Origin of the sequence: Pseudomonas idahonensis (genome assembly GCF_037903935.1) — a bacterium.
Classification (GTDB): domain Bacteria; phylum Pseudomonadota; class Gammaproteobacteria; order Pseudomonadales; family Pseudomonadaceae; genus Aquipseudomonas; species Aquipseudomonas danubii.
Window position 1 is genome coordinate 5263663 of record NZ_CP149586.1, and the last position, 24064, is coordinate 5287726.

Annotated in this window: 20 protein-coding genes and 1 pseudogene; 12 read left to right on the forward strand and 9 right to left on the reverse strand. The window is 60.9% G+C overall.

Annotated features, from left to right (window positions below):
* Window positions 1-209: 209 nt before the first annotated feature.
* Window positions 210-1049, reverse strand: coding sequence for a mechanosensitive ion channel family protein (locus WIN67_RS23695; RefSeq protein ID WP_339070108.1), 840 nt, complete (start codon window positions 1047-1049; stop codon window positions 210-212).
* Window positions 1050-1185: 136 nt separating this feature from the next.
* Complete coding sequence (locus WIN67_RS23700; protein ID WP_102860550.1) at window positions 1186-1671, reverse strand: YajQ family cyclic di-GMP-binding protein; 486 nt, start codon at window positions 1669-1671, stop codon at window positions 1186-1188.
* Between the two features lie 143 nt (window positions 1672-1814).
* Between WIN67_RS23700 and WIN67_RS23705 the strand changes: the two genes are divergently transcribed.
* The 3 genes from WIN67_RS23705 to WIN67_RS23715 are packed head-to-tail and all read left to right on the forward strand — an operon-like array spanning window position 1815 to window position 5398.
* Window positions 1815-2732, forward strand: coding sequence for a putative 2-dehydropantoate 2-reductase (locus WIN67_RS23705; protein ID WP_102860549.1), 918 nt, complete (start codon window positions 1815-1817; stop codon window positions 2730-2732).
* Window positions 2733-2777: 45 nt separating this feature from the next.
* Window positions 2778-4814 (forward strand): sensor histidine kinase, encoded by a 2037-nt coding sequence (locus tag WIN67_RS23710; protein ID WP_102860548.1) that lies wholly within the window; start codon window positions 2778-2780, stop codon window positions 4812-4814.
* A gap of 2 nt (window positions 4815-4816) precedes the next feature.
* Complete coding sequence (locus tag WIN67_RS23715) at window positions 4817-5398, forward strand: cob(I)yrinic acid a,c-diamide adenosyltransferase (protein ID WP_339070109.1); 582 nt, start codon at window positions 4817-4819, stop codon at window positions 5396-5398.
* A gap of 110 nt (window positions 5399-5508) precedes the next feature.
* Here WIN67_RS23715 and WIN67_RS23720 read toward each other — a convergent pair whose 3' ends face one another.
* From WIN67_RS23720 to secA, 3 genes are all read right to left on the reverse strand, one after another.
* On the reverse strand, window positions 5509-6453 hold the full coding sequence (locus WIN67_RS23720) for a Nudix family hydrolase (protein WP_110594881.1): 945 nt from the start codon (window positions 6451-6453) through the stop codon (window positions 5509-5511).
* A 118-nt stretch (window positions 6454-6571) separates the two neighbouring features.
* Window positions 6572-7789, reverse strand: coding sequence for a bifunctional glutamate N-acetyltransferase/amino-acid acetyltransferase ArgJ (argJ, locus tag WIN67_RS23725; RefSeq protein ID WP_339070110.1), 1218 nt, complete (start codon window positions 7787-7789; stop codon window positions 6572-6574).
* Window positions 7790-7909: 120 nt separating this feature from the next.
* Window positions 7910-10651: a preprotein translocase subunit SecA gene (gene secA, locus WIN67_RS23730; protein WP_102860544.1), complete on the reverse strand. Its 2742-nt coding sequence runs from the start codon at window positions 10649-10651 to the stop codon at window positions 7910-7912.
* Window positions 10652-10973: 322 nt separating this feature from the next.
* Between secA and WIN67_RS23735 the strand changes: the two genes are divergently transcribed.
* Window positions 10974-11429 carry a DUF721 domain-containing protein gene (locus tag WIN67_RS23735; protein ID WP_339070111.1) on the forward strand — a complete coding sequence of 152 codons (456 nt, stop codon included), beginning with the start codon at window positions 10974-10976 and terminating at the stop codon, window positions 11427-11429.
* Window positions 11430-11444: 15 nt separating this feature from the next.
* Here the strand turns inward: WIN67_RS23735 and WIN67_RS23740 are convergent, their stop codons facing one another.
* Window positions 11445-12932, reverse strand: coding sequence for a helicase HerA-like domain-containing protein (locus tag WIN67_RS23740; RefSeq protein WP_213665862.1), 1488 nt, complete (start codon window positions 12930-12932; stop codon window positions 11445-11447).
* A 194-nt stretch (window positions 12933-13126) separates the two neighbouring features.
* Here WIN67_RS23740 and WIN67_RS31205 point away from each other — a divergent pair.
* Both WIN67_RS31205 and WIN67_RS31210 read left to right on the forward strand, forming a co-directional pair.
* A pseudogene (locus WIN67_RS31205) lies at window positions 13127-14158 on the forward strand (HAMP domain-containing protein); the annotation flags it as partial.
* Window positions 14159-14251: 93 nt separating this feature from the next.
* Window positions 14252-15016, forward strand: coding sequence for a methyl-accepting chemotaxis protein (locus tag WIN67_RS31210; protein WP_371826169.1), 765 nt, complete (start codon window positions 14252-14254; stop codon window positions 15014-15016).
* Window positions 15017-15112: 96 nt separating this feature from the next.
* Here the strand turns inward: WIN67_RS31210 and WIN67_RS23750 are convergent, their stop codons facing one another.
* Window positions 15113-15283: a hypothetical protein gene (locus WIN67_RS23750; protein ID WP_180988429.1), complete on the reverse strand. Its 171-nt coding sequence runs from the start codon at window positions 15281-15283 to the stop codon at window positions 15113-15115.
* A 68-nt stretch (window positions 15284-15351) separates the two neighbouring features.
* Window positions 15352-16200: a formyltetrahydrofolate deformylase gene (purU, locus tag WIN67_RS23755; RefSeq protein WP_102880993.1), complete on the reverse strand. Its 849-nt coding sequence runs from the start codon at window positions 16198-16200 to the stop codon at window positions 15352-15354.
* 346 nt (window positions 16201-16546) lie between these two features.
* On the opposite strand from purU, the gene mvaT reads away from it, so the two are divergent.
* On the forward strand, window positions 16547-16921 hold the full coding sequence (gene mvaT, locus WIN67_RS23760; protein ID WP_102860539.1) for a histone-like nucleoid-structuring protein MvaT: 375 nt from the start codon (window positions 16547-16549) through the stop codon (window positions 16919-16921).
* A gap of 104 nt (window positions 16922-17025) precedes the next feature.
* On the opposite strand, the gene sbcB is transcribed toward mvaT, so the two are convergent.
* Window positions 17026-18453, reverse strand: coding sequence for an exodeoxyribonuclease I (gene sbcB / locus WIN67_RS23765; protein ID WP_110594884.1), 1428 nt, complete (start codon window positions 18451-18453; stop codon window positions 17026-17028).
* A 185-nt stretch (window positions 18454-18638) separates the two neighbouring features.
* Between sbcB and WIN67_RS23770 the strand changes: the two genes are divergently transcribed.
* The 5 genes from WIN67_RS23770 to WIN67_RS23790 are packed head-to-tail and all read left to right on the forward strand — an operon-like array spanning window position 18639 to window position 24060.
* Window positions 18639-19364, forward strand: coding sequence for an RDD family protein (locus WIN67_RS23770; RefSeq protein ID WP_102880700.1), 726 nt, complete (start codon window positions 18639-18641; stop codon window positions 19362-19364).
* Window positions 19361-20341, forward strand: a complete 981-nt coding sequence (locus WIN67_RS23775) for a stage II sporulation protein M (protein ID WP_102880701.1) — start codon at window positions 19361-19363, stop codon at window positions 20339-20341. The genes WIN67_RS23770 and WIN67_RS23775 overlap by 4 nt, the downstream gene beginning before the upstream one ends.
* Window positions 20328-21878, forward strand: a complete 1551-nt coding sequence (locus WIN67_RS23780) for a DUF4129 domain-containing protein (protein ID WP_273906803.1) — start codon at window positions 20328-20330, stop codon at window positions 21876-21878. The genes WIN67_RS23775 and WIN67_RS23780 overlap by 14 nt, the downstream gene beginning before the upstream one ends.
* Window positions 21875-23038 (forward strand): DUF4350 domain-containing protein, encoded by a 1164-nt coding sequence (locus WIN67_RS23785; RefSeq protein WP_273906802.1) that lies wholly within the window; start codon window positions 21875-21877, stop codon window positions 23036-23038. The genes WIN67_RS23780 and WIN67_RS23785 overlap by 4 nt, the downstream gene beginning before the upstream one ends.
* Entirely contained in the window at window positions 23035-24060 is a 1026-nt protein-coding gene (locus WIN67_RS23790; RefSeq protein ID WP_102860533.1) for an AAA family ATPase, read from the forward strand. The genes WIN67_RS23785 and WIN67_RS23790 overlap by 4 nt, the downstream gene beginning before the upstream one ends.
* Window positions 24061-24064 lie beyond the last annotated feature (4 nt).

Genomic DNA, 24064 nt, shown 5'->3' on the forward strand with positions numbered 1-24064 from the left:
TTTTTGATCATTAAAAGTATCAGGCGGAAGACAAAATAAAATAGCAAGCTAACTAACATAGTGATCAACGACAGTTGCTATATAACAGTCTGCAAAATCTGCCCCCACTACTAGCTCTTGGTGGAACCTCAAAAACAAACAAGGGGCCGATAGCCCCTTGTCTTGAACAGCATTAGTTGACTGTACGGCCAACTTTTGAAACTGACTTACTACACTGCGGCTTCCTGAACCACACGAATCACTCGCTGCGGGAAGGGAATATCGATTCCCGCTGCCTTCAAGCGATCACGGGACAGTTCATTGAACTGGAACATTACGTCCCAGTAGTCCTCAGTCTTGACCCAAACCCGCAGCGACAGAGTAATCGCGCTGTCTCCAAGAGTGGACACCACAGCTACCGGTGCAGGATCGGCCAGCACACGTTCGTCTTTCGCCAACTCCAGCAGCACCTCGCGGGCTTTCTGCAGATCCGCGTCGTAGTCCACACCCACGTCGAACACCACCTTGCGGGTCGGCTGACGGTTGTAGTTGGTAATAATGCCGTTGGACAGGTTGCCGTTAGGCACGATCACCGTCTTGTTGTCACCGGTACGCAACACGGTGTGGAAGATCTGAATGCTGTCCACGCTACCGCTGATGCCCTGGGCCTCAATGAAGTCGCCAATACGAAATGGGCGGAACAGCAGGATCAGCACCCCGCCGGCGAAGTTCGCCAGGCTGCCTTGCAAGGCCAGGCCGATGGCCAGACCGGCAGCACCGATCGCGGCGACGAAAGAGGTGGTTTCGACACCAATCATCGAGGCCACGCTGACGACCAGCAGCACTTTGAGAATGATGTTGGCCAAGCTGCTGATAAAACCCTGCAACGCCAGGTCGGCATTGCGCAGCGCCAGCAACTTGCCCACTTTATGAGTCAGTTTGTTGATCAGCCACCAGCCGATGGCCAGGGTGATTACCGCCAGCAGCACCCGGCTGCCGTATTCCATGATCATGGGAATCCAGGCTTGGGAAGCCCGGACCAGGTTGTCTACTTCAGCGTTCAAATCCATCTATCTCTCCAGATTCCCGGGGTTGCGGCGTGCATGACTGACCGGCAGAACGACCGGCTCACCTGGAGCTCAATCGTTTCTGCCATTGCTCCGGCCTCGGACGCCAAAAAGCTCTAGAGGTTCCCGGAGAAGTGGGTCAGTCGCGGAAGTTGTTGAACTGCAGCGGCATGCCGAATTCCTTGGCACGCAGAGCAGCGATGGCCTCTTGCAGGTCGTCGCGCTTCTTGCCGGTAACCCGTACCTGCTCGCCTTGAATCGCCGCCTGCACTTTCAGCTTGGCATCCTTGATATGGGCGACGATCTTCTTCGCCAGCTCTTTATCGATGCCTTCCTTTAATACGGCTTCCTGCTTCATCACCTTGCCCGAGGCAAAAGCGTCCTTGACCTCCAGGCACTGGACGTCGATCTTGCGCTTGACCAGGGCCAGCTTGAGGATCTCGATCATGGCCTCGAGCTGGAATTCAGCTTCGGCGGTCAGGTTGACGGTCAGTTCCTTGTCCTTGAACTCGAAGCTGCCCTTGCCCTTGAGGTCATAGCGGCGATCCAGTTCCTTGACGGCGTTTTCCACCGCGTTGGTGACTTCGTGCTTGTCCAGTTCGGATACCACGTCAAACGACGGCATGTACTCTCTCCAAATAAAAAGGGGCGCTGTTCAAAACATCGAACACGCCCGGCTTGCGGTTAAAATCCGCGCTCATTATAACGGGTCTTTCCACTCCTTCACCGCGCGCCCTTTGCGGGGCTGCGAAACAGAGCGAAAACTTGATGTCCACGACCTGGCATGTTCTCGGCGCCGGCAGCCTCGGCACCTTATGGGCCACCCGCCTGGCCCGCGCCGGCTTGCCCGTGCGCCTGATCCTGCGCGATCAGTCACGCCTGCAGGCCTATCAGGCGGCAGGCGGCCTGACCCTGGTGGAGCAGGGCCAAAGCAGCTTGCAGGCCATACCCGGGGAAACCTGCGATAGCACCGCCCCCATCCATCGCCTGCTGCTGGCGTGCAAGGCCTACGACGCCGAAGCCGCGGTAGCAAGCATCGCCCCCCGCCTGGCCCAGGGAGCCGAATTGATCCTGCTGCAAAATGGCCTGGGCAGCCAGGACGCAGTGGCCGCCAGAGTGCCCCAAGCGCGCTGCATCGCCGCCTCCAGCACCGAAGGCGCATTTCGCGACGGTGACTGGCGAGTAGTCTTCGCCGGCCATGGCTACACCTGGCTGGGCGACTCAGGCCACCCTACCCCGCCGATCTGGCTGGATGAGTTGAGCAGCAGTGGCATCCCCCACGAATGGAGCACCCAGATACTGACCCGACTCTGGCGCAAGCTGGCGCTCAATTGTGCGATCAATCCTTTGACGGTGCTGCACGACTGTCGCAACGGCGGCCTGCAGCAACACCAATGCGAAGTGGCAACCTTGTGCGCCGAGCTGAGCGAGTTGCTGCAATGCTGCGGCCAACCTACTGCGGCGCAGAACCTGCAGCAGGAGGTGGAGCGGGTCATCCAGGCCACCGCTGCCAACTACTCCTCGATGCATCAGGATGTGGCCAGTCAACGGCGGACCGAAATCAGCTATTTACTGGGCTACGCCTGCCAGGCCGCCGCCCGTCACCGCTTGCAACTGCCTCATCTGCAACAGTTGCAGCAACGCCTGGTGAGTCACCTGCGTTTACTCGGATTGCCCAGCGACTGAGCAGCGGCTACGCTGCCCACTTGCTCATTTCCAGCGATACAGCCGATGCCATTGCGCCAGCGTCTTGAAAACCTGCCCGTGGGCCAAAAGCTCCTGGCTGCCCTGCTTGTCCTGCTGACCACCGTGCTGCTGGTCGCCAACCTGACCTTTATCAGCGCCGCTTACTGGATATCCCAGGAAAGCATGGCGCCCCAGGCGCTACAGACCATCGGTCGGCTGGTGTCCAACCCGGCCCTGGCGGCACAGGCCCTGAACTCTCCCGAGGATGCGCAAAAGCTGCTCAGCGAGCTGGACAGCTATACCCCCCTGCGGGCGGCCGCTCTCTATGACGGCAAGGGCATGCGCCTGGCCCAACTGCAACACGGTGAACACCTCAAGCTGCCCGAACGTTACCGACACATCGAAGCCTGGCAACTGACCGAGTTTCGCAGCAACCAAGTGATTGCCCTGCCCCGCCCGGGCCAGGCGCCTGGCCATCTGCTGCTGGTGGCCACCAGCGAACTGCCGATGGCGTTCTACACGGGCACCCTCACCGCAAGCCTGGGGATCCTGATTTTCAGCGTGTTGCTGTGGCTGATCATCGCCCGGCAGATCAAGCGCCTGATCACCCAGCCCATTCACCAGCTCGAGGTGCTTTCGCGCCAGGTGACTCGCGAAGAGAACTACTCCCTGCGCGCCTCCCGAGGCAACCACGATGAAATCGGCAGCCTGGCGGAAGCCTTCAACACCATGCTGTCGCGCATCGAAGCCCGGGAACAACAGCTCAAGCGTGCCCGGGACGACTCCCAGGCCGCCTACGATCAGGCCCAGGGGCTGGCGGAGGAAACCCGCCATACCAACCGCAAGCTGGAACTGGAAGTCCAGGTGCGCAGCAAGATCGAGAAGAAACTCACCGGCTTCCAGAACTACCTCAACAGCATCATCGACTCCATGCCCTCGGCGCTGATCGCCCTGGATGAGCAGTTGTACGTCACCCAATGGAACCAGGAGGCCAGCGCCCTGTCCGGCACCCGCCTGGACGAAGCCCTGAACCAGCCGATCTTCCTCGCCTTCGAACCCCTCAAGCCGTTCCTGCCGCAACTCAAGGAAACCGTCGAGCAGCACACCGTCACCAAGGTCGAGCGGGTGACCTGGTTCAAGGATGAGGAAGCCAAGCACTACGCCCTGACCTTCTACCCACTGATGGGCGGCGCCGGTCGCGGCGTGGTGATTCGGATCGACGACATCACCCAGCGCCTGTCCCTGGAAGAAATGATGGTGCAATCAGAGAAGATGCTGTCGGTGGGTGGTCTTGCGGCCGGCATGGCCCACGAGATCAACAACCCTTTGGGAGCGATCCTGCACAACGTGCAGAACATTCGTCGCCGGCTGTCTCCCGATCTGCCCAAGAACCTCGAACACGCGCAGCAGATCGGCGTCGAACTGCAAACCGTCAACCACTATCTGGAAAGCCGCGAAGTGCCGCAGTTGCTCGATGGTATTCAACAAGCCGGGGCCCGCGCCGCCAAGATCGTCACCCACATGCTCAGTTTCAGCCGGCGCAGCAATCGCCAGATGGCTCCCTGCGATCTGCCGGCACTGATTGATCAAGCGGTGGAAATCGCCAGCAATGACTTTGACCTGGCCATAGGCTTCGACTTCAAGGGGCAGGCGATTATCCGTCAGTTCGACCCGAACCTGGGGCCCGTGCCCGGCACCGCCAACGAGCTGGAGCAAGTGTTGCTCAACCTGCTGAAGAACGCCGCCCAGGCCATTCACCAGCGTGAGGACGACAGCGAACCCGGTCGTATCATCCTGCGCACCAAGCTGAATCCGCCCTGGGCGGAAATCCAGGTGGAAGACAACGGCGTCGGCATGAGCGAAAGCGTGCGCAAACGCACCTTCGAGCCCTTCTTCACCACCAAGGAGATCGGCCAGGGCACCGGACTCGGACTGTCGGTGTCGTACTTCATCATCACCAACAACCACAAGGGGCAAATGGAAGTGCAATCGACCCGGGGCCAAGGCACCTGCTTTACCTTGCGCCTGCCCCTGGCCAGCAGCCAGCCCCAGATTCAAGAACCCCTACCACTGGAGAACTAAGCATGGGTTTTCGCTTGTCGAAGATTTACACCCGCACCGGCGACAAAGGCGAAACCGGACTCGGAGACGGCCGCCGGGTTGCCAAGGATCATCCTCGAGTGGAAGCCATCGGTGAGGTCGACACCTTGAACAGCCAGTTGGGACTGCTCCTGGCCGGCCTGGAAGAGCAGGTTGATACCTGCCAGGGCTTCAAGGAAATCATCGAGGTATTGGCCCCCTGTCAGCACCGGCTGTTCGATCTGGGGGGCGAACTGGCAATGCCGGTGTATCAAGCCCTCAATGAGGCCGAGGTGGAACGTCTTGAGACGGCCATCGATGTCTGGAATGAAGAGCTGGGCCCCCTGGAGAACTTCATCCTGCCCGGTGGTTCGTCACTGATCGCCCAGGCCCACGTTTGCCGCAGCCTGGCTCGCAGCGCCGAGCGTCGCTGCCAACACCTGAATGCCGTGGAACCCTTGCAGGGAGTGGGACTGGCCTACATCAATCGCCTGTCGGACTTGCTGTTTGTCGCGGCGCGCCTGATTGCCAAGCGCCAGGGCATCGCCGAAATCCTCTGGCAGGCCGCCGCCAAACCCTCCGCGTAGGAGCGGGCTTGCCGGCGATCAGGACCACGGGCCTTGGGCAACGGCCGACGATGCGCTGGCAAGCCCGCTCCATAGACAGCCGCTAGCCAGCACTGCAACAGAGGATGCCTTCAGTCCTGGGGCCAGAAGGCACGGATACCGGCAACACCTTGAGCACCGGCTTCCCAGGCTTGCTGGCACTCGGCAGGCCCCACGCCTCCCAGCAGATAGGCAGGCCTGTTGAAACCACTGAGCAACTGCTGCGCCTGCTCCCAGCCCAGGGGTTGGGCATCGGGGTGAGTCTGGGTCGGCTGCACCGGGGACAAGGTCACGAAATCCACATCCATCTGCTGCGCCAGGGACAGCTCCTCGGCGTTATGGCAGGAGGCGGCCAACCAGCGATCCTTGCCAAAAGGCCGTCCGGCACTGGCGTACTTGCGCAATTGCGCCGCAGTAATGTGCCAGCCGGCAGATGGGAAATCCCCCAGCCACTCGAAAGGCCCCTTGAGCATCAACTGCGCCTTGCCCGCACACAGGCCCACTGCGTCCACCGCCAGATCGCGGTACTGCGGATCGTAGCCACCAGGGGCGCGCAACTGAATCAGCTTGCTGCCCTGGGCAATGGCCTTCTGCATGCCTCGCAGCAAGGTCGGAGTTTCCAGACCTTCTGGGGTAATCAGGTAGTGAGCGGGTAAACGCGCTGCAGCGACAATCGGCTGATTGGCCGCGGGGAATTCATAATCGGCCAGCTCACGAGGGCTGACCCAGGCCAGGGGCTGGCCTTCGGCGCCGTGAGGCTCGCCGCTGAATGCCGAAACCTCCCAGACATCCAGCAACACCTGTTTATCCGGGTAATCGTGCTGCACCTTGATCAGCGGGCGCGCCGTCTGTACGACGATACCCAACTCTTCCTGCAGCTCGCGGGCCAGCGCGGTTTGTACCGCTTCGCCAGCCTCGACCTTGCCTCCGGGAAACTCCCACAGGCCACCTTGATGCTGAGTATCGGCACGCCGGGCAATCAGGATCTTGCCGCTGGCATCCCGGATGACGGCCGCAGCCACATGTACTCGTTTCACCGCACTGTTTCCTCTGATCAGGCATTGGGCCTGGCCCTCACGGACCAGGCGTTGAGATGCGCGCTTCGCCGGCAAGCCGGCTCCCACAGTGGCTGGAGCAGCGTTGCCGGAGAGGTGCTTAAGTGCGGTATTCCGCGTTGATCTTCACGTACTCGTGAGACAGATCAGTGGTCCAGATGGTTTCGCTGCACGCACCACGCCCCAATTCGATGCGAATGGTGATTTCTTCCTGCTGCATCACGGCCGCGCCCTGGGCCTCGGTGTAGCTGGCAGCACGCGCACCACGGCTGGCAATGCAGACTTCACCGAGGAACACATCGATCTTGCTGACATCCAGATCCGCTACGCCAGCACGGCCGACGGCGGCGAGAATGCGGCCCCAGTTCGGATCGGAGGCGAACAGGGCGGTCTTGATCAGCGGCGAGTGAGCCACGGTGTAGCCCACGTCCAGGCATTCCTGGTGAGTGCCACCGCCGTTGACTTCAACGGTGACGAACTTGGTTGCACCTTCGCCATCACGGACGATGGCCTGGGCCACGTCCATGCACACCTCGAACACCGCCTGCTTCAGGGCAGCGAACAGCGGGCCCTCGGCCTTAGTGATTTCCGGCAGCTTGGCCTGACCGGTAGCGATCAGCATGCAGCAATCGTTGGTGGAGGTATCGCCGTCGATGGTGATGCGGTTGAACGACTTGTTGGCACCGTCCAGCAACAGGTTCTGCAGCACTTCCCGGGAGACTTTGGCATCGGTGGCAATGTAGCCGAGCATGGTGGCCATGTTCGGACGGATCATCCCCGCCCCCTTGCTGATACCGGTCACGGTGATGGTCACGCCATCGTGCTGGAACTGGCGGCTGGCGCCCTTGGGCAAGGTGTCAGTGGTCATGATCCCGGTGGCCGCAGCCGCCCAGTTGTCCACGGACAGGTCATCCAGTGCGGCTTGCAGAGCCCCCTCGATTTTCTCTACCGGCAGCGGTTCGCCAATCACCCCAGTGGAGTACGGCAGCACAGCGCTGGCATCGACGCCGGTCAGCTCCGCCAGCTTGGCGCAAGTGCGGGTGGCAGCAGCCAGGCCCAGCTCGCCGGTACCGGCGTTGGCATTACCGGTGTTGGTCAGCAGATAACGCACCGCCCCCTGCACACGCTGCTTGGCCAGGATCACCGGCGCGGCGCAGAACGCGTTGAGCGTGAACACACCGGCTACGGTGGAGCCTTCGGCACAGCGCATGACCACCACATCCTTGCGCCCGGGGCGCTTGATGCCGGCCGAAGCGATACCGAGCTCAAAACCGGCAACCGGGTGCAACGTAGGCAAAGGACCAAGACCAACAGCCATGAATGCGCTCCTCTTATCAGGTGTCTGCACCGTCGTCTCAAAAGACGGTGTTGCAAATGGAAAAACGCCGCGACGGCGGATGCCGTCACGGCGCGGGTGTTTCAGTGTCTGGCGAGGATCTTAGTTGATCTGGCCGTGACAGTGTTTGTACTTCTTGCCCGAACCGCAGTAGCACAGTTCGTTGCGTCCCAGTTTCTGTTCGTTGCGCACCGGCGCGGTAGCCAGGGCGACATCGACATCCACCCCTTCTTCCTGCGCTTGCGGCTGATCCAGACCCGGAGCCTCGGCGTGTTCGAACTGCAGGCGCTGAGCCAGTGCCTCGGCTTCCTGACGCAGGCGTGCCTCTTCCTCGGCCGGATCTTCGCGACGAACCTGCACATGGGACAGGACGCGGATCGAGTCGCGCTTGATGGAATCCAGCAACTCGGAGAACAGGGTGAAGGACTCGCGCTTGTACTCCTGCTTCGGGTTCTTCTGCGCATAACCGCGCAGGTGAATACCGTGGCGCAGGTGGTCCATGGTGGACAGGTGGTCTTTCCACAAGTCATCCAGCACCCGCAGTACGATCTGCTTCTCGAAAGAACGCAGCGCTTCGGCACCGGCCTGGTCTTCTTTCTCGTTGTACGCGGCGATCAACTCGTTGAGCAGCTTCTCGCGCAGGGTTTCTTCGTACAGGTGATCGTCTTCGTCGAGCCACTGCTGGATCGGCAGGCTTACACCGAAACCGCTCTGGATCGACTCTTCCAGACCGGCCACGTCCCACTGCTCGGGCAGCGATTGCGGCGGAATATGCGCGCTGACGGTGGCGTTGAGCACGTCCTGGCGGAAATCGGCGATGGTTTCGCCAATGTTGTCCGCAGCCAACAAGGTGTTGCGCATGTGATAGATCACTTTACGCTGCTCGTTGTTGACGTCGTCGAACTCCAGCAATTGCTTACGGATGTCGAAGTTGCGGCCTTCCACCTTGCGCTGAGCCTTCTCGATGGCGTTGGTCACCATGCGGTGCTCGATCGCCTCGCCGGACTGCATGCCCAACGCTTTCATGAAGTTCTTCACCCGGTCAGAGGCAAAGATGCGCATCAGGCTGTCTTCCAGGGACAGGTAGAAACGGCTGGAACCGGCGTCACCCTGACGACCGGCACGACCACGCAGCTGGTTGTCGATACGGCGCGACTCGTGACGCTCGGAAGCGATTACCTGCAGGCCACCGGACTCCAGCACTTGCTGGTGACGCTTCTGCCAGTCGGCCTTGATCTGGGCGATCTGCTCAGGCGTCGGGTTCTCCAGAGAGGCGACCTCCACTTCCCAGTTACCACCCAGCAGGATGTCGGTACCACGACCGGCCATGTTGGTGGCGATGGTCAAGGCCCCCGGGCGACCGGCCTGGGCGATGATTTCCGCTTCCTTCTCGTGGAACTTGGCGTTCAGGACCTTGTGCTCGATGCCTTCCTTGTTGAGCAGGTTGGACATGTGCTCGGAAGTTTCGATGGTCGCAGTACCTACCAGTACCGGACGGCCCTGGGCCATGCACTCCTTGATGTCATTGATGATCGCGGCGTATTTTTCGTCCGCGGTCAGGAACACCAGGTCGTTGTAGTCCTTACGAGCCAGCGGCTTGTTCGGCGGAATCACCATCACCTGCAGGCCGTAGATCTGATGGAACTCGAAGGCTTCGGTGTCGGCGGTGCCGGTCATGCCGGACAGCTTGGTGTACAGACGGAAGTAGTTCTGGAAAGTGGTCGAGGCCAGGGTCTGGCTCTCGGCCTGGATGTTGAGGTTTTCCTTGGCTTCGATGGCCTGGTGCAGGCCTTCGGACAGGCGACGCCCCGGCATGGTCCGGCCGGTGTGCTCGTCCACCAGGACCACTTGGCCATCCTGGACGATGTATTCGACGTTGCGATTGAACAGCTTGTGGGCACGCAGGCCGGCATAGACGTGAGTCAACAAGCCCAGGTTGTGGGCCGAGTACAGGCTTTCGCCTTCCGCCAGCAGGCCGACCTGGGTCAGCATTTCTTCGATGAACTGGTGACCGGCTTCGTTGAGTTCGACCTGACGGGTCTTCTCGTCGACAGTAAAGTGACCAGCCTTGGTGACCTGGCCTTCCACTTCCTCGATGTGCTGCTCGAGACGCGGGATCAGCTTGTTGATTTCGGTGTACAGGCGGGAACTGTCTTCAGCCTGACCAGAGATGATCAACGGGGTACGGGCTTCGTCGATAAGGATCGAGTCGACTTCGTCGATCACCGCAAAATTGAGCTCGCGCTGGAACTTGTCTTCCATGCTGAAAGCCATGTTGTCGCGCAAGTAGTCGAAACCGAATTCGTTGTTGGTGCCGTAGGTGATGTCGGCGGCGTAGGCGGCGCGCTTCTCTTCCGGCGGCTGGAACGGCGTGACCACGCCAACAGTCAGGCCGAGGAATTCATAAAGCGGACGCATCCAGTTGGCGTCACGGCGAGCCAGGTAGTCGTTCACCGTCACTACGTGCACGCCCTTACCGGACAGTGCGTTGAGGTAGACGCCCAGGGTTGCCACCAGGGTCTTGCCTTCACCGGTACGCATCTCGGCGATCTTGCCTTCATGCAAGGTCATGCCACCGATCAACTGCACGTCGAAGTGACGCATTCCCATGACGCGCTTACCGGCTTCACGGGCGACCGCGAAGGCTTCGGGAAGCAGTTTGTCGAGGGTTTCACCCTTGGCGATACGGGCCTTGAACTCGGCAGTCTTGGCACGCAATTGATCGTCCGAAAGGGCCACCATTTGCTCTTCGAAGGCATTGACGATTTGTACCGTCTTGAGCATGCGTTTGACTTCACGCTCGTTCTTGCTTCCAAAAAGTTTCTTTAACAAAGGCGCAAACATATCGGCAGGATCTTCCACACATAGGGTTGGAGGGCGGCCCCGTGAGTCGCCCGAGCAGCCCTCATGGCCGCATGCGAACGAGCATTCTACCCGGAAACGATGGTGAGGAAAGTGGCGTTATTCCACGATGCTGGCACAGCGCTGTGACGGGGCTCACCTAAAATAAGGGCTTTTTGCCGAACTTCAAGCCCATTGACCACAGAACTTAATGATTACGATCAGCAAAGCGTCAGAAAGTAGTCAAAGTACGAAAAAGCAATGAAAGCGGTGCCCCGGGCGCTTTCTGCTACCATGGCGCCTCTGTAACTTCAGGTTTCTGATCATGGCATTTCGCCCCCTTACGGCACGCGCGCCTGCCGTTCTTCTTCGCGAAGCCAAGCCACTCAAAGCCATACTCGGCCACGCCCAGCGCCTGGCACATCTGCAGCGCCTGCTGGAGAGCCAGTTGCAACCGGCTGCTCGCGAACATTGCCACGTCGCCTCCTGGCGAGAAGGCAACTTGCTGCTGATCGTCACCGATGGCCACTGGGCTACGCGCCTGCGCTATCAGCAAAAACGCCTGCAGCGCCAATTGCAGGAGTTCAACGAGTTCAGCAACCTCACGCGCATCCTGTTCAAGGTCCAGCCACCCACGGTCCAACAGGGCGCAGTGGGGCACACCATGGATCTGTCGAACAACGCCGCCGAAACCATCCAGGCCACAGCAGAAGGCATCACCGATCCCAATCTGCGTGCCGCCCTGGAGCGCCTGGCCAGCCACGCCAAACCACGGGGCTGACCCAGACGCCAGGCTTCAGCGCCGCTTGCTGCCACCCAGCAACGACCCCATCAGCCCCCTGACCAATTGCCGGCCCAACTGATTGGCCGCCTGACGCATGGCTGACTTCAACGCCTGCCCGGCCGCCGTGCCGAGGAACTCACCCGCCCGATCAGCCAGGCTCGGTTCTTCAGCGCCGGGCTTGTCGGGCGTCGCCTGCGCTTCAGGTGCCAGGTCCTTGCGCCCCATCAACACCTCATAGGCAGACTCACGATCGATAGGCTTGTCATAACGCCCCTGTAACGGCGAACTGGCGATCAGGGCCTTGCGCTCAGCCTCGGTCAAAGGTCCGACTCGCGATTGCGGAGGCGCCACCAACACGCGCTGGACCATCTCCGGCGTGCCCTTGTCTTGCAGAGTACCCACCAGCGCCTCGCCGATACCCAGCTCAGTGAGCACCGCCAGCGCGTCAAAGTCCGGGTTTGGACGGAAACCATCGGCCACAGCCCGCAACGACTTCTGCTCCTTGGCGGTGAACGCCCGCAAGCCATGCTGAATACGCAAGCCCAGTTGAGCCAGCACATCGTCCGGCAGATCCCCTGGCGATTGGGTCACGAAATACACCCCCACCCCCTTGGAACGAATCAGCCGTACCACCTGTTCCAGTCGATCCTGTAAAGCCTTGGGAGTGCCCGCAAACAGCAAGTGGGCCTCATCGAAAAACAGGGCCAGCACAGGCTTGTCCGCATCACCGCGTTCCGGCAGTTGCTCGAACAATTCAGCCAGCAGCCATAAAAGGAAGGTCGCATAGACTTTCGGTGCCTCGTGCACCAGACGGCTGGCATCGAGCAGATGAATCCGCCCACGACCATCGGCTGCCGGTTGCAGAATATCTTCCAGTTGCAACGCTGGCTCACCGAACAGAGCTTCCGCCCCTTGTTGCTCCAGGGTCGCCAGGCGCCGCAACAGCGCCTGACTGGAACCTGTGGTCATCAGCGCCGCGTCATCTCCCAGCAGTTGAGGGTTGTCCTTAAGGTGATTGAGCAGCGCCTTTAGATCCTTCAAATCCAGCAACAAAAGCCCTTCACGGTCCGCCACCTTGAACGCGGCATACAGCGCAGACTGCTGGCTGTCGGTGAGTTCAAGCAGGCTGCCCAGCAACAATGGGCCCATTTCGCTCAAGGTGGTGCGCAAGGGATGACCGGACTGGCCCTGGATATCCCACAGCGTTACCGGATACGCCTGAGGCTTATGCTCAAGCCACGACATGCCGGCGATCCGTTCGGCGATCTTGCCCTGTGGATTGCCCGCCGCCCCCAGCCCGCACAAATCGCCTTTGATATCCGCGGCGAACACCGCCACCCCGGCGTCACTGAAGGCCTCGGCCAGGCGTTGCAAGGTCACAGTCTTGCCAGTGCCGGTGGCGCCCGCCACCAGGCCATGGCGGTTGGCCAGGCGCATGGCCTGAGCGATCGGCTGACCACCAAGGTCGGCACCGATAACGAGTTGCGATGAATCAGGCATTTTGTCACCCCTGGTTAAGCTTTGGCCTTACACGGTCGATATGAAGAAATGATGGATCAGAAGTATCTGAAATAAAGGTCAGGTAATTCCTTTGGGATAGATGGAGATATCAGCTTACTTATAACACCGCCCATTCTGCGCGCTTTTCCAACCCGATGCCCTGGACTCAAAGACCTTAGCGGACACACCAAGCCATGAACAAAAATCTGCGCTTCAGCCACAAGATCCTGCTTGCCGCCTCGCTGATCGTCATAGCTGCATTTGCGCTATTCACGCTCTACAACGATTACCTGCAACGCAACGCCATTCGTGATGATCTGGACAACTATCTTCAGGAAATGGGCGACGTTACGGCAAAAAATATTCAGACCTGGCTCGCCGGTCGCGCCTTGCTGATCGAGAACATCTCGCAATCGGTAGCGCTGAACCCCGACCCGACCAATGTCAGCAATCTGCTGGAACAGAAGTCCGTGAGCTCAACCTTCATGGGGGCTTACCTGGGTAACAAGGATGGCACCTTCATCATCCGCCCGAACAGCAAGATGCCCGACGGCTACGACCCTCGCGCACGTCCTTGGTACAAGAGTGCGGAGAGCACCAATGGCTCGGCCCTGACCGAACCCTATATCGACCTGGCCTCCGGCCAACTGGTGATTTCCATTGTCGACAGCGTGATCAAGGCCGGCCAGCGTGTTGGTGTAGTGGGCGGCGACCTCAGCCTGCAGGTGATTGCCGACAGCATCAATGCCCTGGACTTCGACGGCATGGGCTACGCCTTCCTGATCAGCGCCGACGGCAAGATCCTGGTGCACCCGGACAAGAACCTGGTGATGAAGAATCTCAAGGACGTCTATCCCCAGGACACCCCGCGCATCAGCAGCGAGCTCAGTGAGGTCAGCGTCGACGGCAAAACCCGCATCGTCACCTTCACCCCGATCAAGGGCCTGTCTTCGGTGAACTGGTACATCGGCCTGTCGGTGGACAAGGACAAGGCCTTCGCCATGCTCAGCGAATTCCGTACCTCGGCCCTGATCGCCACCCTGACCGCCGTGGCCCTGACCATCGCCCTGCTGGGCCTGCTGATTCGCCTGCTCATGCAGCCCCTGCATGTGATGACCCGCGCCATGCAAGACATTGCCGATGGCGAAGGCGACCTGACCCGCCGCCTGAACATCCACAACCAGGACGAATTCGGCATCCTCGGTACCGCCTTCAACCGTTTTGTCGAACGTATCCACGGTTCAATCCGCGAAGTCTCCTCGGCCACCGAACATGTCAACGAAGTAGCCCTGCGGGTGGTCAGCGCCTCCAACTCATCGATGCTCAACTCCGATGAGCAGGCCAGTCGCACCAACAGTGTCGCTGCTGCCATCAATCAACTAGGGGCCGCGGCCCAGGAAATCGCCCGTAATGCCGCCCAGGCCTCGCAGCAGGCCAGCGACGCCCGCAACCTGGCTGAAGACGGCCAGCAGGTGGTGGATCGCAGCATCCAGGCGATGAACCAGCTGTCGGACATGATCAGCGCCTCCAGCAGCAACATCGAGACCCTGAACAGCAAGACCGTGAACATCGGGCAGATTCTCGAAGTCATCACCAGCATTTCCCAACAGACCAACTTGCTGGCACTCAACGCCGCCATTGAAGCCGCCCGTGCAGGTGAGGCCGGCCGCGGATTTGCCGTGGTTGCCGACGAAGTGCGCAACCTGGCGCACCGCACCCAAGAGTCGGCGCAGCAGGTACAGACCATGATCGAGGAACTGCAAGTGGGCGCCCGCGAGTCGGTGAGCACCATGAGCAACAGCCAGCGTCACAGCCAGGACAGCGTAGAGATCGCCAACCAGGCCGGAGAACGCCTGAACAGCGTGACCCAGCGCATTGGTGAAATCGACGGCATGAACCAGTCGGTGGCCACCGCCACCGAGGAACAGACTTCGGTGGTGGAGTCCATCAACATGGACATCACCGAAATCAATACGCTGAACCAGGAAGGCGTGGAAAACCTCCAGGCGACACTGCGGGCCTGCTCCGATCTGGAACAGCAAGCAGCGCGCTTGAAGCATCTGGTAGGCAGTTTCAGGATTTGATGACGGGCCTCAGGGCCCTTTCGCCGGCGAGTCGGCTCCTACGCGAGGAGCCGATTGCCAAGCTTTAAAATAGAAGCCGGCTTGCCGGCAAACCACTCACTGCGGTTGCGGCGCGAGCTCCTGCTGCAACTGTTCCCACAGTTGGGCGGCACCCGGAAACTCGGTGCCGTCATCGGCATCAAGTTCATCGGGGTCATAGCGGCTCAAGCACCCCTCGCCGAGGGTCGCGGGGGCCTGGGAAGTGGCTTTATCCAGTGGATCGGTCATCGGGCTGACCTCTTGATTTACAGAACCAGGAGCGGGATATTGAACCCCCGCTCCTGGTTTTTTTTCAATCAGAACACCACGGTCTTGTTGCCGTGCACCAGCACACGGTCTTCCAGGTGGTAGCGCAGGCCGCGGGCCAGGACCATCTTCTCCACATCACGACCGAAACGCACCATGTCCTCGATGCTGTCGCTGTGGCTGACCCGTACCACGTCCTGCTCGATGATCGGACCGGCGTCCAGCTCTTCGGTGACGTAGTGGCAGGTGGCACCAATCAGCTTCACCCCACGCAGAGAAGCCTGGTGGTAAGGCTTGGCACCGACGAAGGACGGCAGGAAGCTGTGGTGGATGTTGATCACCTTGTGCGCATATTCGCTGCACAACGCCGGCGGCAGGATTTGCATGTAGCGCGCCAGCACCACCACTTCGGCGTCGTGCTGTTTGACCAGACGCGAGACCTCGGCGAAAGCCGGCTCCTTGTCCTGGGGATTGACCGGTACGTGGTAATAAGGAATACCGTGCCACTCGACCATGCTGCGCAGGTCATCGTGGTTGGAGATCACACAGACGATCTCACAGTCCAGCTCATCGCTGTGCCAGCGGTGCAACAAGTCGGCCAGGCAATGGGACTCGCGACTGGCCATGAGCACCACACGCTTTTTCTCGGCGGTATCAGTGATTCGCCAGTCCATCGAGAACTCTTCGGCGATCGGCGCAAATGCCTCGCGAAAAGCCTCCAGGCCAAAAGGCAGGGAATCGGCACGAATCTCGTGGCGCATGAAGAACCAGCCACTGAGGTTGTCCGAGTGATGGCTCGCTTCGGTGATCCAACCGTTATGGGAGGCCAGAAAGTTACTGACTTTGGCAACGATGCCAACGCGGTCAGGGCAAGAAATCACCAACCGAAAGGTGCGCATGAGGGGGAAACTCCAGAACTTCGCAAAGGTCGCCATTCTAGCCACTGCGCGAAAAAACTGCAGTATCCATTGCGCGCCGGGCCTTGATTAGATTGGCAATCGCCGCTTGAAACGCCTAATCCACAGCCACTGCAACGACAGATACCGACACTTGCCAATAGCGCACAACTAGTTTGTGAATAGCGCAGTTGAACCCTTCGACCTATTAAATACCGAAATGATTTTTACGTCTAAACACACTAAGAGAGACAAATAAAACAGCGGTATTATGTTTACTTGCACATACTCTCTGACTATTATTGCGACATTGTCACCCAGCCACTCAGCGCTCAATAAGGTAGTCCACATGTCCCTGATCAACGAATACCGTGCTACAGAAGAAGCCATTAAAGAACTGCAAGCACGTTTGAAAAACCTGTCCCAAGACGACAAACTGAAAACCGAACTGGAATTCGAAGGCAAACTGCGCAGCCTGATGGGCGAGTACTCCAAGTCCCTGCGCGACATCATCGCCCTGCTGGATCCGGACTCGAAAGTTAAAGCACCACGCGCCGCAGTAAAAACCACCGGCACCAAGCGTGCTCGTAAAGTTAAACAGTACAAAAACCCGCACAACGGTGAAGTCATCGAAACCAAAGGTGGCAACCACAAGACTCTGAAAGAGTGGAAAGCCAAGTGGGGCGGCGATGTGGTTGAAGGCTGGGCAACCCTGCTGGGCTAAGCCTTGCCAGTGAGCGCCCGGGCTCCTGCAGTCCGATTGAAAAACGCCAGCCCGCTGGCGTTTTTTTATGCCCCGGCAACCTGTTCCAGAGCCGGGGCCATCGTTCAAAGAGCCAGGCGCCCAGCCAAGGCCCGAACATGCTCGCGCCACTCATCCAGCACCTGGCGCTGCTTCGGATCAGCACTTAACAACGATTGCTCAAGTCCCTGAGCAAAACTTTCCAGGGTATTGGGCGCGCCGAGTTTCGGGTCAAGCAAACGCTGCTGACAGAACCCGCGCCAACGCTCTTGCTCAGTTTTATCCAATGTCTCTGGAAAGTTGCGGGCACGGTAGCGAAAGAGCAATTCAGGCAAGCGCTCATCATCAAATGGCCACTGTTGCTGAGCCAAATGCAACGGATCAGCCTCACGCACTTGCTCACACAAACGCCGATCGCGATCACCAATAAAGCCGTCGTACAACTGTTGCTCCGGGTCCTCGCTGGCCGCGAACTCGTCAGGGCCATAAATCACCGAAAGTTTATCCCGCCAAACTTCCTGGGCTTCAGTCAAAAGCAAGCCACGGCGCTGGTACTGCTCCATGTCCAAGTGCAGCCGTTGTTGATCCTCCACGCGCAAGACATTCAAGGGCGCCACTACCGGGCAGCGATTGATATGGATGAGTTTCAACGGCACTGGCAGCTCACCCTCCAGAAGATCTTCGCGCCGCGTATATAAACGCTGACGCAAGGTTTCGGCATCCAGATCCAGCAGCCCCTGCGGATCCAGATGCAGATCACAAACGATCAGCGCATTGCGGTTGCGTGGGTGCCAGGCCAGGGGCAGCACCACCCCGATGTAGTGCCGGGCCGCAGAGAAACGCCCGGAAATATGCACCAGAGGCTGCAGCAGGCGGATCTGATCCATCACCCGCTGCTTGCTGCGCAGTTGAAACAGCCAGTCATAGAGCTTGGGTTGCTTGTCGCGAATCAGACGCGCCAAGGCAATGGTGGCGCGGACATCGGACAGTGCATCGTGGGCCTGGCCGTGGTCGATACCATTGGCAGCGGTCAGGCGCTCCAGCTTGAGGGTCACCTGCCCCTGCTCCTGCGGCCAGACGATCCCCTCGGGACGCAGAGCGTAGGCCGTACGCACCACATCGATCAGGTCCCAGCGGCTGTTGCCGCCCTGCCATTCACGGGCATAGGGATCGAAGAAATTGCGGTACAGGCTGTAGCGGGTCACTTCATCGTCGAAACGCAAGGTGTTGTAGCCAACGCCGCAAGTCCCAGGGCGCGCCAGTTGCCCGTGCACCCGGGTCATGAAATCCGCCTCGCTCAAACCCTGCGCCGCCAGACGGCTCGGGGTGATGCCAGTGATCATGCAGGCCACCGGGTGCGGCAGGATATCGTCGCTGGGCTGGCAGTAGAGGTTGACCGGCTCGTCGATCTCATTGAGCGCCAGATCGGTGCGAATACCGGCCACTTGTAACGGGCGATCGCTGCGAGGATTGATGCCGGTGGTTTCGTAGTCGTACCAAAAGAGGGAAGTCACGGCCTGTTCCTGAACTGAAAGACCGCCGCAGTCTAGGCGCTCAAGCATCCCCAGGGCCAGCCGCGCGAACCGGCGGCACGCAGAGCGCCACGTTGAATTAGCAGTTAATGATGTCGTTTGCCCCTCGGACACTGCTAGCATCTGCGCTGGATTTTTCTCTACCAGGCCAAGCCCCAAAGTTGCCCATGCTTGAGACGACAGCAACGCCAAGGAACGCATCGCTGCACCCGCCACTGGATACGCGGTATCAGGTCGAAACCCCCGAGGGCATCGATCTGCCGCTGCGACCGGCGGGATTGCTGGTGCGTACCCTGGCGTTTGCCCTCGATCTGGGCATCCGCGGGCTGGTGTTGGGCCTGCTGTTCATTGTGCTGGGCTTTTTCGGCGAGATCGGCATCGGTCTCGGTTCGATCCTGCTATTTCTGATCAGCTGGTGGTACATGGTGCTGTTCGAGGTGCTGAACCAGGGCCGCTCTCCCGGCAAGCAAATAATGGGACTGCGAGTGGTTCAGGACGATGGCACCCCCATTGGCTGGAGCGCCTCCCTGACCCGCAACCTGCTGCGCTTTGCCGACATGTTGCCGTTCGGCTACTTCCTTGGCGCGATCAGTTGCCTGCAGCATCCGACCTTCAAGCGCCTGGGCGACCTGGCCGCCGGCACCCTGGTGATCTATCGCGAGCAGTCGGTCAAGCGCCCGGAACTGCCACCCGCCGTCCCCCGCTCCGCGCCTTTTGCCCTGAGCCTGAACGAACAACGGGCGATTCTCGGGTTTGCCGAACGTCAGAATCAACTGTCGGCCGAGCGCACCCGGGAACTGGCGGCGATCCTCGCACAACCGCTGCATGTACCCACCGCCCAGGCCACTGCCGAACTCAACGGCATCGCCCGCGGTTTTCTGGGAACGACATGAAACAAAGCCTTTTTGAGAACCGTCATCAGGCGCAATGGCAACAGTTCGAGCATCTGCTGGACCAGTTGGAGCGACGCCGGGTCAAAGCCGAGGACTGCCAGAACTTCGTCCAGGACTACCGCCGCCTGTGCCAGCACCTGGCCCTGGCCCAGGAGCGCGGTTACAGCAGTTACCTGATCGATCCATTGCAGCAGTTGGCATTGCGCGGCCATCAGCAGTTGTACCGGCAACGCACCGCCATCAGCGCCAACGTCCTGGGCTTCATACTGGCCGGTTTTCCGCGTCTGGTGCGCCAGGAGTGGCGCCTGGTACTGATCGCCAGCCTGCTGTTCTTCGGCAGCCTGCTGGGTATCGGCCTGTTGGTGTACCTCTACCCCGAACTGGTCTATAGCCTGGTGAGCCCGGAGCAGGTGTCGGAAATGCAGAGCATGTACGAGCCCACCGACGGACGCCTGGGACGGGTCGCCGAACGCGCCTCAAGCCAGGACTGGGTGATGTTCGGCTACTACATCATGCACAACATCGGCATCGCCTTTCAGACCTTCGCCAGCGGCCTGCTGTTTGGCCTGGGTAGCGTGTTCTTCCTGTTTTTCAACGGCCTGATGATCGGCGCCATCGCCGGCCACCTGACCCAGATCGGCTTCGGCCAGACCTTCTGGCCCTTCGTCATCGGCCATGGCGCCTTCGAGCTGAGCGCCATTGCCCTGTCCGGTGCGGCCGGGTTGAAACTGGGCTGGGCACTGATCGCCCCCGGTCGCCTGAGCCGCGGCGAAGCCCTGTTGCAGGCTGCGCGGATAAGCGTGCAATTGGTCTACGGGGTTATCGTATTCCTGCTGATCGCGGCCTTTATCGAAGCCTACTGGTCCTCCATGACCTGGCCCGCGCCCTGGATCAAATACAGCGTCGGCGCCGCCCTGTGGAGCCTGGTGGTGGCGTACCTGACCCTGGCCGGACGTGAATCCCATGCGCCTGAGTGACGCCAGCGTGACGATCCGCCCACGCAACCCCTGGGAAGCCATGGACCTGGGGATACTGCTGAGCCAGCGTCACCGGCGCCTGCTGATGACCAGCTGGGCCATCGTCAGCCTGCCGGTGTTCGCCCTGCTGAGCCTGCTGCTGTGGCAATCCCCATCCTTGGCAGTGCTGTTGTTTTGGTGGCTGAAACCGGCCTTCGAACGCCTGCCACTGTTCATCCTCTCCAAAGCCCTGTTCGGTGAAACCCCAAGCCTGGCAGAGGCGCTGAGGCAGTGGCCACGCCTGCTCAAGCCACAATTGCTGGCCAGCCTGACCTGGCGCCGCTTCAGCATGAGCCGCAGCTTTGTCATGCCGGTGGTGCAACTTGAAGGCCTGAGTGGCGATGCCCGGCAACAACGCCTGGCGGTCCTGCTGCAGCGCAATGCCGGGGCCGCACGCTGGTTGACCCTGATCGGCATGCACCTGGAAGGCGCCTTGTGGATCGGGTTGATGGTGCTGTTCTACCTGCTGCTGCCGCAACAGATCGAACTGGACTGGAGCTGGCAGAGCCTGGTCATCGCCGCCCAGCAGGACTGGTTCTGGCTGGAACACCTGACCAACGCCTTCTACGCTCTGGTCCTGGTGATCTGGGAGCCCATCTACGTGGCCTGTGGCTTCAGCCTGTACCTCAACCGCCGCACCGAGCTAGAGGCCTGGGACATCGAACTGGTTTTCCGCCGCCTGCGCCAGCGTCTGGCGGGCGTCGCGGCGCTGCTGCTGGTGACCGGCCTGATGCTGGCGATGCCGGGCGCATCGATCTGGGCAGCCACTCCCAGCAGTTCCGTGGCTGGCCCCGAAGCGCCACGACTGCTGCAGCAACCGCTGACCAGCAAAGCCTCGAAGGACAGCATCCAGGGCATCCTGGAAAAGCCGCCGTTCAAGAACCAGGAGTCGGTCACCCGCTACCGCTTCGGCGAAGAGCAGGCACAGAAGAAAGACGCCAAGGACAAGCCGCCGGGCTGGCTCAAGAGCCTGCTTGAGAACCTCGACAACAACAGTTTCGGTAGCCTCGCCAAGGGCCTGGAAATCCTCCTCTGGGCCTTGCTGCTAGGGGCCCTGGGCTGGCTGATCTGGCGCTACCGCGATTGGCTGCGAGCCTTTGTCAGCCGCCGTCCGCTACCGCGCAAAAAACGCCCCGCCGCGATCCCCCAGCAACTGTTCGGCCTGGACGTCAGCAGCGAAACCTTGCCTGCGGATGTGGCTGCCCGCGCCGAGGAGCTCTGGTCCAGCCAGCCCCGGGAGGCCCTGGGCCTGCTTTACAGGGCACTGCTCAGTCGCCTGCTGGAAGACTTTCATCTGCCCCTGAGCGTGGCCGATACCGAAGGCCAGGTACTGGAGCGGATCAAGACCTTGCAACAACCGCCCCTGGAAGCCTTCAGCCGCGAACTGACGGAGCATTGGCAGAACATGGCCTACGGTCACCGGATTCCCGGCGCCGATCTGCAGCCGCAACTGTGCGACGCCTGGCGCAGTCTGTTCGGCCCAGGAGCGCCAGCATGAAGCGCTATCTTTGGGGCAGCCTGGCCCTGTTGCTGGTCCTGGTACTGGGAGCCGCCGGCTACTACCTGTACCGCCACGCCACGCCCTATCAGGAACTCGTCGATCACGGCCCGTCGCCCGAAGCCCGCGCCAATCCCTACCTGGCCGCCGAGATGTTTATGCGCGAACGCGGCCTCAAGGTCGATCACGCCAACGGCCTGGAAGTACTGGCCACCTTGAAGCCCGCCGGCAACAGCCTGCTGTTGCTGGGGGAGCGCTCGAACATGAGCCCGCGCCAGGCCGACCAGGTGCTGGATTGGGCCCGTGCCGGTGGCCGGCTGATTTTTGTCGCCGAAGCCCTGTGGGACGATGACACCCAGCAAAGCGGTGACCTGCTGCTGGATCGGGTGCAGATCCATCAACAGCTCAGTGAAGACCTCGAGGAGCCGCCGGAACAGGAAGCCAACGACGCCTTTCCAAAGCTGACCAAAGTCTATCTGGAAGACGAACAGGCCCCGGCCTACATCGGCTTCGACACCGCCTTCCACCTGGACGACCCTGACAGCCTGGCCCAGTCCTGGGCCAACAGCGGCGTGGCCACCCACATGATCCAGCTCGACTACGGCCAGGGCTCGGTCACCGTGCTGACCGACGCCGACATCTGGAAAACCCCGGCCATCGGCCTGTACGACAACGCCTGGCTGCTGTGGTACCTCAATACCGATACGGCCGTGACCCTGCTGTTCAACACCGACCACCCGAGCCTGTGGCAATTGCTCTGGCGCTATTTTCCCCAAGCGTTGGTAGCCCTGGCGCTGTTGATCGGCCTGTGGCTGTGGCAGGCCGGTAGCCGCCAGGGGCCTTTGCTGGCGCCGGCCCCCAAGGCCCGGCGTCAACTGCGTGAACACCTGCGCGCCAGTGCCGATTTCATCCTGCGCCATGGCGGCCAGGGCCCACTGCTGCAGGCCCTGCAACTGGATATCCGGCGCCGGGCACGACGTCGCCATCCGGGTTTCGAACAACTGGAACCCGAAGCCCAGTGGGACGTCCTCGCCCTGCTCAGCCAGCAGCCTGTCGATGCTGTGCGCCAAGCCCTGCAACCGGTGTCCGGGCAGCGCCTTTCCGGTGCTGATTTCAGCCACCAGGTCGCCCACCTGCAAACTCTCAGGAATGCCCTATGAGCGAACAACCCGTCGAATCCCTTGACTCCTCCGAGGCGCCTCAGCCCCAGGTCCATGCGGCCCAGCAGCGGCAACGGGCCAGCCAGCTGGCGCAGGCGGTGCGCCAGGAACTGCAGAAGGTGGTGATCGGCCAGGAGGCCGTGATCGATGATGTGCTGACGGCGCTGATCGCCGGTGGCCACGTGTTGCTCGAAGGCGTCCCAGGTCTGGGCAAAACACTGTTGGTACGGGCCCTGGCCCGCTGCTTTGGCGGAGAGTTTGCACGCATCCAGTTCACCCCGGACCTGATGCCCAGCGATGTCACCGGCCACGCGGTGTACGACCTGCAGACCGAGCAGTTCAAACTGCGCAAGGGTCCGCTGTTCACCAATCTGCTGTTGGCGGACGAAATCAACCGCGCCCCGGCCAAGACCCAGGCCGCGCTGCTGGAAGCCATGCAGGAACGCCAAGTGACCCTGGAAGGCCGGGCCCTGCCCATCGCCCAGCCATTCATGGTCCTGGCGACCCAAAACCCCATCGAGCAGGAAGGCACCTACCCGCTGCCGGAAGCCGAACTGGACCGTTTCATGCTCAAGTTGCGGATGGACTACCCGGACGCCGAGGAGGAGCTGAACATGGTTCGCCAGGTGGCTCGCTCGACCCGCGCCGACATGCTTGATGTACAGCCCCTGCGTACCGTGCTCCAGGCCAAGGACGTGCTGGCCCTGCAGCGCATCGCCAGTGAACTGCCCCTGGACGAACAGGTGCTCGACTATGCCGTGCGCCTGGCCAGGGCCACCCGCAGCTGGCCGGGACTGACACTGGGCGCTGGCCCGCGTGCCTCCATTGCCCTGGTGCGCGGAGCCCGGGCCCGGGCCCTGCTGCGGGGCGGCGAATTCGTGATCCCGGATGACATCAAGGGCTGCGCCCTGGCCGTGCTACGGCATCGGGTACGGGTCGCTCCGGAGCTGGATATCGAAGGGCTGTCGGTGGAACAGGTGCTCAAGCAGATGCTTGAGCAGATTCCGGCACCGCGCCTGTGAGCCG

Excerpts from the sequence above, each read along its gene's own strand:
- mvaT (WP_102860539.1), top strand. The coding sequence starts at position 16,547 with ATGTCCCTGATCAACGAATACCGTGCTACAGAAGAAGCCATTAAAGAA.
- WIN67_RS23770 (WP_102880700.1), top strand. The coding sequence starts at position 18,639 with ATGCTTGAGACGACAGCAACGCCAAGGAACGCATCGCTGCACCCGCCA.
- WIN67_RS23775 (WP_102880701.1), top strand. The coding sequence starts at position 19,361 with ATGAAACAAAGCCTTTTTGAGAACCGTCATCAGGCGCAATGGCAACAG.
- WIN67_RS23740 (WP_213665862.1), bottom strand. The coding sequence starts at position 12,932 with ATGCCTGATTCATCGCAACTCGTTATCGGTGCCGACCTTGGTGGTCAG.
- WIN67_RS23785 (WP_273906802.1), top strand. The coding sequence starts at position 21,875 with ATGAAGCGCTATCTTTGGGGCAGCCTGGCCCTGTTGCTGGTCCTGGTA.
- secA (WP_102860544.1), bottom strand. The coding sequence starts at position 10,651 with ATGTTTGCGCCTTTGTTAAAGAAACTTTTTGGAAGCAAGAACGAGCGT.
- WIN67_RS23700 (WP_102860550.1), bottom strand. The coding sequence starts at position 1,671 with ATGCCGTCGTTTGACGTGGTATCCGAACTGGACAAGCACGAAGTCACC.
- WIN67_RS23750 (WP_180988429.1), bottom strand. The coding sequence starts at position 15,283 with ATGACCGATCCACTGGATAAAGCCACTTCCCAGGCCCCCGCGACCCTC.
- WIN67_RS23735 (WP_339070111.1), top strand. The coding sequence starts at position 10,974 with ATGGCATTTCGCCCCCTTACGGCACGCGCGCCTGCCGTTCTTCTTCGC.
- argJ (WP_339070110.1), bottom strand. The coding sequence starts at position 7,789 with ATGGCTGTTGGTCTTGGTCCTTTGCCTACGTTGCACCCGGTTGCCGGT.
- WIN67_RS23710 (WP_102860548.1), top strand. The coding sequence starts at position 2,778 with ATGCCATTGCGCCAGCGTCTTGAAAACCTGCCCGTGGGCCAAAAGCTC.
- WIN67_RS31210 (WP_371826169.1), top strand. The coding sequence starts at position 14,252 with ATGCTCAACTCCGATGAGCAGGCCAGTCGCACCAACAGTGTCGCTGCT.
- WIN67_RS23695 (WP_339070108.1), bottom strand. The coding sequence starts at position 1,049 with ATGGATTTGAACGCTGAAGTAGACAACCTGGTCCGGGCTTCCCAAGCC.
- WIN67_RS23790 (WP_102860533.1), top strand. The coding sequence starts at position 23,035 with ATGAGCGAACAACCCGTCGAATCCCTTGACTCCTCCGAGGCGCCTCAG.
- WIN67_RS23705 (WP_102860549.1), top strand. The coding sequence starts at position 1,815 with ATGTCCACGACCTGGCATGTTCTCGGCGCCGGCAGCCTCGGCACCTTA.
- WIN67_RS23715 (WP_339070109.1), top strand. The coding sequence starts at position 4,817 with ATGGGTTTTCGCTTGTCGAAGATTTACACCCGCACCGGCGACAAAGGC.
- WIN67_RS23780 (WP_273906803.1), top strand. The coding sequence starts at position 20,328 with ATGCGCCTGAGTGACGCCAGCGTGACGATCCGCCCACGCAACCCCTGG.
- purU (WP_102880993.1), bottom strand. The coding sequence starts at position 16,200 with ATGCGCACCTTTCGGTTGGTGATTTCTTGCCCTGACCGCGTTGGCATC.